The 8,580-nt window shown below is 59.7% G+C and carries 8 protein-coding genes; 7 read left to right on the top strand and 1 reads right to left on the bottom strand.

Annotation, left to right across the window (positions count from 1 at the left end; all coding sequences use genetic code 11):
- Nucleotides 1–146 precede the first annotated feature (146 nt).
- Together LIO64_RS07775 and LIO64_RS07770 are read left to right on the top strand one after the other, a co-directional pair.
- Nucleotides 147–1,253 (top strand): zinc-binding dehydrogenase, encoded by a 1,107-nt coding sequence (locus LIO64_RS07775; protein WP_290548875.1) that lies wholly within the window; start codon nt 147–149, stop codon nt 1,251–1,253.
- 52 nt (nt 1,254–1,305) lie between these two features.
- Nucleotides 1,306–1,485, top strand: coding sequence for a hypothetical protein (locus LIO64_RS07770; RefSeq protein WP_290548874.1), 180 nt, complete (start codon nt 1,306–1,308; stop codon nt 1,483–1,485).
- 189 nt (nt 1,486–1,674) lie between these two features.
- Here the strand turns inward: LIO64_RS07770 and LIO64_RS07765 are convergent, their stop codons facing one another.
- Nucleotides 1,675–2,532, bottom strand: a complete 858-nt coding sequence (locus LIO64_RS07765; protein ID WP_290548873.1) for a carbon-nitrogen hydrolase — start codon at nt 2,530–2,532, stop codon at nt 1,675–1,677.
- A gap of 103 nt (nt 2,533–2,635) precedes the next feature.
- On the opposite strand from LIO64_RS07765, the gene LIO64_RS07760 reads away from it, so the two are divergent.
- From LIO64_RS07760 to LIO64_RS07740, 5 genes are all read left to right on the top strand, one after another.
- On the top strand, nt 2,636–3,640 hold the full coding sequence (locus LIO64_RS07760; protein WP_290548872.1) for an AAA family ATPase: 1,005 nt from the start codon (nt 2,636–2,638) through the stop codon (nt 3,638–3,640).
- 37 nt (nt 3,641–3,677) lie between these two features.
- Nucleotides 3,678–4,580: a DUF58 domain-containing protein gene (locus tag LIO64_RS07755; protein ID WP_290548871.1), complete on the top strand. Its 903-nt coding sequence runs from the start codon at nt 3,678–3,680 to the stop codon at nt 4,578–4,580.
- 129 nt (nt 4,581–4,709) lie between these two features.
- Entirely contained in the window at nt 4,710–5,267 is a 558-nt protein-coding gene (gene pth / locus LIO64_RS07750) for an aminoacyl-tRNA hydrolase (RefSeq protein WP_345779575.1), read from the top strand.
- 175 nt (nt 5,268–5,442) lie between these two features.
- Nucleotides 5,443–7,968, top strand: a complete 2,526-nt coding sequence (locus tag LIO64_RS07745; RefSeq protein ID WP_290548869.1) for a transglycosylase domain-containing protein — start codon at nt 5,443–5,445, stop codon at nt 7,966–7,968.
- A gap of 13 nt (nt 7,969–7,981) precedes the next feature.
- Nucleotides 7,982–8,580, top strand: a 599-nt coding sequence (locus tag LIO64_RS07740; RefSeq protein ID WP_290548868.1) for a hypothetical protein, incomplete at its 3' end; no start/stop codon positions are given.

Raw genomic sequence — 8,580 nt, 5'->3', positions numbered from 1 at the left:
CCCCATTACCCCCATTACCCCCATTACCCGCATATATCCGGCTATCCGGTCAGAGCTCTTTCTTCTCCTCTCCCAGCAAGTTAATTCCCCTTCACCTGCATTTGTACTTGAAGAATCCGAACCACAAAGGGTAGTGTAGGCGCACTATGCAACAGACCGCACGCGTAGCTGTTCTGACAGCTCCCAAGACATTTGAAATCCGTGAATACCCCATTCCCGCCATCGGAGACGATGAAATGCTCATCAAGGTGGAAGCCTGCGGCGTTTGCGGCACGGACGGCCACGAATACAACCGGGACCCCTTCGGCCTCTGCCCCGTCGTGCTGGGCCATGAAGGCACGGGGGAAATCGTCGCCATGGGCAAGAACATCACGAAGGATACGGCGGGCAATCCCGTGGGCCTGGGGGACAAGATCGTGACCTGCATCATCCCCTGCGGCACCTGCGACGCCTGCCTGAACACCCCGGCCCGCACCAACCTGTGCGAGAACGTGGGCGTGTACGGCCTGATGCCTGACGACGACGTGCATTTAAACGGCTACTTCGGCGAGTACCTGGTCATCCGCAAGGGCTCCACGTTCTTCAACGTCTCCAGCATGACGCTGGACCAGCGCATTCTGGTGGAACCCGCCGCCGTAGTGGTCCATTCCCTGGAACGCGCCAAGTCCACCGGACTGCTGAAGTTCAATTCCGTGGTGCTCGTGCAGGGCTGCGGCCCCATCGGCCTGCTCCAGATCGCTACGCTGCGCACGCTGGGCATTGAAACCATCATCGCCGTGGACGGCAATGATTCCCGCCTGGAACTAGCCAAAGAAATGGGCGCTTCCCGCACCTATAATTTTACCCATTATGCAGACCTGAACGCCCTGCTGGAAGCCGTGAAGAAGGACAACGGCGGACGGCTGGCGGACTTCGTATTCCAGTGCACGGGCGTAGGCAAGGCCGGAGCAAACGCCTGGAAATTCGTCAAGCGCGGCGGCGGCCTGTGTGAAGTGGGCTTCTTCATGGACGGCGGGGAAAGCGTCATCAACCACCATTACGACCTTTGCAACAAGGAAGTGACCGCCGTAGGCTCCTGGGTGTATTCCCCGCAGGATTACCCGATCACCTTTGACTTCCTCAAGCGCGCCTACGGCATCGGCCTGCCGCTGACCAAGCTGATTTCCCACCGCTTCAAGCTGGATGAAATCACGGAAGCCCTGGAAACGAACGTCCAGATGAAGGGCATCAAGATTGCCGTCATCTGCGATTAGTACAGCCCCTTTTACCTCTTTCATGGGTTGTTCCGCCAGTGCGGAGCAACCCATGTTTTTTCACGAACATACTGAAACACGTTACGGAGAGAAAAAGAACTCAGATTCCAGCCTCCAGGCAATGGAAAATAAACAGGATGATCAAAAGATGTCCGGCTGGATGGAGGATAAACTCCGCGGAGTGAACATCCTGTCAAAACAGGTACATCAATCTCTTCACCTTGAATTTTAACGGTGGCCATCTCTGGGAGTCAGGACCTCCCGGCCCTGATCAATCCTGCAAATCTTCATTACGCTCCAGAGAGGACTTTCAGCATGAAAGGCAGAAGCCTTTCACTCCCAGGCACCGCAGGCGCAGTACCGCAGGGATGGTAAACATTTCCGCATAAAGTTCACGCATGGAAATGAATTTGCCAGGATTTTACTTTCCCCACCGTTCCGTAATGCCGCCGTAGGAATCAATGCGGCGGTCGCGGAAAAAGGGCCAGATGCGGCGGTGGCCTTCCAACGCGTCCAGGTCCAGGTCCGCGTACAGGATGGTTTCCTCACTGACGGGAGCCTTGGCGACGATCTGTCCGTAATAATCCGCCACGAAGGACTGGCCCCAGAATTCGCTTTCCCCTTCCGTCCCCACGCGGTTGACGGCGCAGACGTAGCAGCCGTTCGCCACGGCATGGCCGCGCTGCACGGTTTCCCAGGCGCAGTGCTGCTGTTCCCCCAGCAGGGGCTTTTCTTCCGGCAGCCAGCCGATGGCGGTGGGATAAAAGATAATCTCCGCGCCCTGCATGGCCGTCAGGCGCGCGGCTTCCGGGTACCACTGGTCCCAGCAGATGAGCACGCCGATGCGGCCGAACCTGGTGTCAAACGCCTTGTAGCCCAGGTCGCCGGGGGTGAAGTAGAATTTTTCCTCAAAGCCCGGGTCCTGCGGAATGTGCATCTTGCGGTACATGCCCAGGAACGTTCCGTCCGCATCCACCACCCAGGCGGTATTGTGGTACAGACCGGTGGCGCGCTTTTCAAAACCGGAGGCCACAATCACCACGCCCAGCTCCGCGGCCAGCCTCTGGTGGGCCGCCGTCAGTTCTCCGGGAACAGGCTCCGCCAGGTTGAACAAGTCGCACTCCTCTGTCCTGCAAAAGTATTCCGTGGTAAAGAGTTCCTGCGTGCAGACGATCTGCGCCCCGTTGGCGGCGGCTTCCCGGATGGCGGTTTCCGTCTTTTCCTTGTTCACGGAGGGCCGGGCGTCTGCGGACAGTTGAATGAGTGCGATTTTCGGCATGCCTCTTCCTTACCCCGTTTCACTTCCCATTCCAAGCAGGGAAAATGAATGCGACGCGATTATTTGGTGGAAAAGGCCCTGAAAAGTGTTATGAACTTGCAATATGGAACCCACCACCCCCTCTCTGCCCGACGACGACGTGGCCGCCATTGACCGGCTCGGCGCCATTTACAAGGAATTCTCCTCGGAACTGAGCAAAATCATCATCGGCCAGCAGCGCGTCGTGGAACTGCTGAGCATCGCCCTGTTTTCTCGCGGCCATGCGCTCCTGATGGGCGTTCCCGGCCTGGCGAAGACGCTGCTGATCAGCTCCGTGGCAAAAACGCTGGACCTCAGCTTCAACCGCATCCAGTTCACGCCGGACCTGATGCCCGCTGACATCACCGGCACGGACATCATCCAGGACGATTCCGCAGGCGGCAAGCGCCAGTTCGAGTTCATCAAGGGCCCCGTCTTCGCCAACATCGTTCTGGCGGATGAAATCAACCGCGCACCCGCCAAAACCCAGTCCGCCCTGCTGGAAGCCATGCAGGAACGCCGCGTCACCGTCATGGGCCGCACCTTCACCCTGCTGCCTCCCTTCTTTGTGCTGGCCACCCAGAACCCCATTGAGCAGGAAGGCACCTACCCCCTCCCGGAAGCCCAGCTGGACCGCTTCATGTTCCTGATTGAAGTGGATTACCCCACGGAAGAAGAAGAAATGCGCATCGCCCGGGAAACCACCGGAAACCGCAATGAGGAACTCAAGCACGTCCTTTCCGGGGAGGAAATCCTTTTTTACCAGGACCTGGTGCGCCGCGTGCCCGTTCCGGAACATATTTACGAGTATGCTGTAAAGCTGGTGCGCTCCACGCGCCCCTCCCTGGAAACCTCCCCGGAATGGGTGAAGCAGTACGTGGCCTGGGGCGCAGGACCGCGCGCCGTCCAGTTCCTGATCCTGGGGGCCAAGACCCGCGCCGCCCTCCAGGGCAGCTACATCGTCCGCAAGGAAGACATAGACGCCATTGTGGAACCGGTGCTGATGCACCGCGTGGTCACGAACTTCGCCGCGGAATCCCAGGGCATCACGCCCCGCAAGGCCGTAGCGCGCCTGGCGGCGGAAGCCTGACCTTTCCTGCGGAACCCCTCCCCTTTCCCGACCTCCCATGAAGTACCTGAACCACGACCTGCTCAGCCGCCTGGGAAATCTTCCCCTGGAAGCGCGCCACAGCATGGCGGGGAACGTATCCGGCCGCCACAGGAGCGCCAACCGCGGCTCTTCCGTGGAGTTTGCGGAGTACCGCAAGTATGTGTCCGGAGACGACACCCGCCGCCTGGACTGGAAGGCGTACGCGCGGTCTGACAGATATTACATCAAGGAGTTTGAGGCGGACACCAACCTGCGCGCCTACATCGTCATGGACCTTTCCGGCTCCATGAACTACCATCCGGAACAGGTGGAATCCAAGTACATGCGCGCGTGCAGGCTGGCGGCCAACCTGGCTTACATCGCCATCCGGCAGGGGGACGCGGTGGGGCTGAGTTTTTCCCAGCAGACGAAGGACGGAGCCACGCTGCACATCCCCGCTTCCCGCCGCGCCGCCCACCTGAATGTGCTCATCAGCCAGATGGACACCCATTACCCCAAGGGGGAAACCGTGCTGCCGGAGACTCTTCACGAACTGGCGGAACGCGTGAGCCGCCGCGCGCTGGTGCTGATTTTTTCCGATCTGTTCACGGATACGGCGGAGCTGAAAAACGCCCTGCGCCACCTCCACTTCCGCAAGCATGACGTGGCCGTGTTCCATCTGGTGGACCAGCTGGAAATAGACTTTGACTTTGACCGCCCCATCCGCTTCGTGGACATGGAGGGCGGCGGCTCCCTGATTACGGAACCGGACCTCATTGCGGACGAGTACCGCGCCATCGTGTCCCGCTACCTGGAGGAAACGCGCGCCATCTGTACGGACATCAACGCGGACTACCGCCTGATCCGGACCGGAGACGCCCTGGAAGACGTTCTCACCGGGTTCCTGATGGGACGGCAGAAGAAGAAGGCCGGCAGATAACCGCCCGGCTGTCTCACGGAACGGTTGATCGCCTCCGGGAACGGGTGCAGGATTTCCCGCGCGCTCCGGCCGCCGGAAGTGCAGCTTTCATTCCTTTCCCCTTTTTTCATCGTGGACGCGCCCGTTAAAATGATCGTGGGCCTGGGCAATCCGGGCAGGACTTATGAAGATACCCGCCATAACGCGGGGTTCATGGTGGTGGACCGCCTGGCCGCCCAGTGGGGCTGCGTGTTCAAGGCAGACAAGCAGCGCAAGTGCGAGCTGGCGGCCGGCCCCGGCGTACTACTGGTGAAGCCTTCCACGTTCATGAATGATTCCGGCCTGTGCGTGGGGCCCATGATGCGCTTTTTCAAGCTGGATCCGCGCAGCGTCTTCGTCATCCATGACGAGGTGGATTTCCCGCTGGGCGTCATGAAGCTGCGGGAAAAAGGCTCCGCAGGAGGCCACAACGGCATCAAGTCGCTCATCGCCCATATGGGCACCCAGGAATTCCCGCGCCTCCGCTTCGGCATCGGGCTGCCGCGCGGCAAGGGGGAGATGATAGGCCATGTACTGGGCAAATTCCGTCCGGAGGAACGCGAACTCCTGGACGTGATGCTGGGCAAGGCTGCGGACGCCGTGCTGTACACCATGGAACACGGTCTCACCAAGGCAGGCAATATTTTCAACGCCGTACAGGAACCATAAGCCGTTTGGAGCGACGCAAGCCTTTGAGGCGCTCCGGAGACATTCCGGGAGAATCCGGGGGTGCATGCCTTCTTTTTTCACTCGCCAACAGGGTACGGTATTGCTAAACAAACGGGAATCCGTTAGGATTTTTGCACGTTTTTTCTCCTCTCAGGACAAATCCTGTTCCATCTTCATGGCTGAATTAAGTTCACAAGCTCCGCGCAGGCATACGCAGGCCAACAAAAGGCGCCACCCCAAGGCAAAGCCCCGGAAACGGTTCGGGCGCTTTGTCAGGAAGCTGGTCCTGTGGTGCCTGGTCATGGCGGTCATCGGAGGAGCCGTGGGCTACTTCGGGTTCATGATGGCCTGGAAGCGCTATGACAACTGGGCGGCGGAATTTGATCTGGAACGCATCAACGACCTGGAAAAGCCCAGCATCATTTATGACCGGAACGGGGAGGAAATAGGCCGCATTTATGTAGAAAACCGCAGCTACGTCACGCTGGACAAGATAGCGCCCGCCATGGTCAATGCGCTGATCGCCCAGGAGGATTCCCGCTTCCGGGAGCATCCGGGGTACGACTTCCTGGGGATTCTGCGGGCGGGCAAGGAATTTATCCATAACAGCGGGGATGCCAACCAGGGCGCCTCCTCCATCACCCAGCAGCTGGCCAGAAACGCGTACGACCTGAAGAACCGGGCCAAGGCCAGGAATGAAAGCAGCTTCGGCCGCAAATTTGTGGAAATAGCCCTCGCGCGCCGGATTACGGAACGGTACAGCAAGGACCAGGTGCTGGAGTTTTACCTGAACCGCATCTACTTCGGCAGCGGGTTTTACGGCATTCGGGCCGCCTCCCTGGGCTACTTCGGCAAGGAGCCGGCGGACCTGACCACGCGGGAGGCCGCCTCCATCGCCGCCCTGATCAAAAACCCGAAAGACCTCTCCCCCCTCAACAATCCGGAAGGCAACCTGAAATGGCGCAACCATGTGCTCAACCGCATGGCCAGGGAAAAATACATCACGGAGGATGAAGCCAAACGCCTTTCCGCCATGGACCTGGGACTCAACTCCAAGCCCCTGAAACGCGGCGTCTCCCACATTTACGAACGCATTTCCGCAGAAATCACCGCCTATCTGGGGGAAGAACGCGTAAATGCCGCCGGTCTCAAAATTTACACCACCATTGACAAGAAGCTTCAGGAGGCCACCGAAAAATCCCTGGAACAGGCCCTGGAAAACATTGAACAACGCCCCGGCTACCATCACCAGAAGGCCGCGGACTACCAAAAATCTTCAGGAAACAAACCGCGCTATCTGGAAGGCGCCGTCCTGGTAGTGGACAACCAGTCGGGAGCCGTCCTGGCCTACCATGGAGGGCGGGACTACACCAAGCGCCAGTATGATGCCATCAAGGACGGGGCCCGCCCCACCGGCACCGCCATTCTGCCTTTTCTGTACGCAACGGCCTTTGATACGGGCAAAAGCCCCGTCACCCGCATTCTGGATGACGCCATTGACAACCGCCTCACCGGCATCGGCGGTTCGGAAGGCATCCTGGGAGAATGGGGGGCGGAAAGCTCCAAAAACCGTTATGAAGGCATGATTACCGCCCACCGCGGCCTGTCCGCCTCCAAGATTGCCGCATCCCTGCGCATGGGCATGGACATGGGCACGTCCCCCTTCGTGAAAAAACTCACGGACTTCGGCATCCGCAAACCCGTGCGGGAAGCGGGCAGCACGGAAGTAAACCCCGTTTACCGCCCCAAGATCTTCGTGGGCACGGAACCAGCTTCCCTGAAGGAAATGACGCTGGCCTACACTGCCATTCCGAACGGCGGCTCCCGCCCGCAGGATATTTATTACCTGGACAGGATAGAGGATGAAGACGGCCAGCTGATCTGGGAATCCACCCAGGCCATTGAAACCCGGAACAACGCCCAGGTGCGGAAGGGGGCAGCCTCCACCGCCACGGCCTTCCAGCTCCACAACATCCTGCATTCCTCCCTGAAAAACGGTTCCGCCCAGCGCGTGGCGCCCCACCTGCCCGGAGACTTCAAAGGGGGCGTAAAAACGGGCACCACTTACGACTTTGCGGACAACTGGCTGTTCGGCTATGACAGCCGGATCACCTGCGGCATCTGGATAGGCTTTCTGGAAGGGAAAAAGCCCATTTATAACGGGGCTTTCTCTTCAGATACCTGCGCTTCCATCCTGGGAACCGCCATTAAGGAAGCGGAGCAGCTGTTCCCGGCTGGGGAACTGGCCCCCCCGCCCAGCGTGGAACGGGTGGAAATCTGCCTCACCACCGGCAAAAGAGCCACGCACAGCTGTTATGACATTGACCCGGTGGACAAAAAATACCGCCGTCACACCATGTTTGAATACCTCCGCAAGGGGGATTCCAGCCTCCCCTTCTGCGATCTCCACGGGGAGGACGTTTCCACCCCCGTTTCCCCCTTCACGGCGCAAACCCGCATTCTGCCCCTTCCCCCCATCCTGCCTACCAAGGCCATCCTCCAGGGGGACGACCCCTACCACACGGAGCTGAACCAGGGACCGGCCACCCGCAACTTTGAACTGCTGGGCACAGGAGAAAACGTGCCGGACGCCCAGGCCCTTTCCGCGGACCCCGTTTCTCCGGACCATACGGACACGAGCATTACCCTGCCGGCGCCCAAGCCCATCACTATTCCGGTTCCCGAATTCATCCACCTGTAACTCTTCTTCTCTCATGCCATCCCCATCCCAGGATACGGTAACCTGCACATGCCCGTCATGCGGAAATCTTTTTGCCGTAAAAACGTCTTTTCTGGGACGCCGGGTAAAATGCCCCATTTGCTCCGCTCCGGTCACTGCCCGGCAGGCAGAGGAAGCGAAGGATGAAGCGGAGGAATCCTCCCCCGTCGTTCCCTGCCGCTGCAACGTGTGCAGCAATCCTTTTGCCGTCAAGCTTTCCTGCATAGGGTGCCACGTGAAATGCCCCGTCTGTCATTCCACCGTCACGGCCACCAGACAGGAGGAAGCGCCCGTCCCCCCTCGTCCGGCACGGACCTCTGAAACGCCGGAACCAGCTTCCAGACCGGACCCCGCCGCACAGCAGGAAGCCGTTCAGGAAAAGGAAAAGAGGCACACTTCCTCTCCTCTGCCGCCCCTGACGCCGCAAAAGAAGACGGATAAAAGGAGCATAACCGTTCCCGGCACCCAGGGCCCCTCCTCCTCCGGGAATACCACCAAAATCCGCAAACGGAAGGAAACCGGGCCACACAACGGAGGGTGGCGGACCGCCGCCGCGGGCGGCGGTCGGAGGAAGGGGCGGGGTACCACGGGCGG

Source organism: Akkermansia sp., assembly GCF_020860705.1.
Taxonomy (GTDB): domain Bacteria; phylum Verrucomicrobiota; class Verrucomicrobiia; order Verrucomicrobiales; family Akkermansiaceae; genus Akkermansia.
The sequence above is the reverse complement of the archived record's forward strand: the minus strand, read 5'-3'. Positions and strand labels throughout refer to the sequence as shown.

Bases quoted from the DNA above. Each gene is read 5' to 3' on its own strand.
- LIO64_RS07760 (WP_290548872.1), top strand. From the start codon at position 2,636: ATGGAACCCACCACCCCCTCTCTGCCCGACGACGACGTGGCCGCCATT.
- LIO64_RS07775 (WP_290548875.1), top strand. From the start codon at position 147: ATGCAACAGACCGCACGCGTAGCTGTTCTGACAGCTCCCAAGACATTT.
- LIO64_RS07770 (WP_290548874.1), top strand. From the start codon at position 1,306: ATGTTTTTTCACGAACATACTGAAACACGTTACGGAGAGAAAAAGAAC.
- LIO64_RS07765 (WP_290548873.1), bottom strand. From the start codon at position 2,532: ATGCCGAAAATCGCACTCATTCAACTGTCCGCAGACGCCCGGCCCTCC.
- pth (WP_345779575.1), top strand. From the start codon at position 4,710: ATGATCGTGGGCCTGGGCAATCCGGGCAGGACTTATGAAGATACCCGC.
- LIO64_RS07755 (WP_290548871.1), top strand. From the start codon at position 3,678: ATGAAGTACCTGAACCACGACCTGCTCAGCCGCCTGGGAAATCTTCCC.
- LIO64_RS07745 (WP_290548869.1), top strand. From the start codon at position 5,443: ATGGCTGAATTAAGTTCACAAGCTCCGCGCAGGCATACGCAGGCCAAC.